The sequence below is a fragment of the Bacteroides caecigallinarum genome, from assembly GCF_021531075.1.
Classification (GTDB): domain Bacteria; phylum Bacteroidota; class Bacteroidia; order Bacteroidales; family Bacteroidaceae; genus Phocaeicola; species Phocaeicola caecigallinarum_B.
On the sequence record NZ_JADYTJ010000140.1, the window covers coordinates 1 to 766 of the forward strand.

Annotated in this window: 1 protein-coding gene; it reads right to left on the minus strand. The window is 48.8% G+C overall.

Annotated features, from left to right (window positions below; translation table 11 throughout):
* Positions 1-766, minus strand: a 766-nt coding sequence (locus I6E11_RS14725; protein WP_235338842.1) for a DUF4099 domain-containing protein, incomplete at both ends; no start/stop codon positions are given.

Consider the following 766-nt stretch of genomic DNA (forward strand, 5'->3'; position numbering starts at 1 on the left):
TTCTTGTCCTCTTCCGTGAAGATATGTCCGAAATAAGGACGGTCCAGTTCAGGTTCCTTTCTGATACCGTGGATGCCCAGCATGACCTGCCCGCCGTTGGATATGAACGAAAGGCGTGCATCAAGCTTTGCGGTCAGTACCCCAGGAATGTTGAGTGTCAGCGGCATAGTTCTGTTGGTCTTGTATCCTTTCAGCATGCTGTCAAGCTGTCCGGACTGCTCCAGCATTTCCTTGGATATGCCGAACTTACCCAGTTCCTCCCAGTTAATCATATTCTCGTTATAGCGGTACGTGGGTGTCTGTTGGCGTTGCGGTTCCTGCTGTTCGCGCCCCTGTGCGGCAGCTTCCACCTGTGATACCTGTTCAGGCTGAGCCTGCGTTGTCTGTTCCTGCTTCTTTGCCATTGTTGTTTCCTCCTCTTTTGTTTGACTGTTTTTCTGATTGTTTACTTTCGGTACGATTTCATAGCGTTTCAGAAACTCCTTTACCGCGTCTGTTTTCTTGCCTTCGGCCAGGTCCTTGAGAGCCTGTTTGTTCTGCTTGTAATCGTTGAAGGTCATGCGGATAAGCCTGAAATGCGTAGGCTCCTTCAGCTGGCTCCAGAAGTTCTTGATGAAATTTTCGAGAATACTTGAATTCTTGTCGAATTTCAGGAATGAGTTCTCATTCTTCTCCTCCGGTGCAACCGTCTGATAATTACCTTTCTCGTCTGCCTTGCTGACCACTCCCAAACCCTCCTTGGGGTCGTTCTTGTTATGTACCAGCA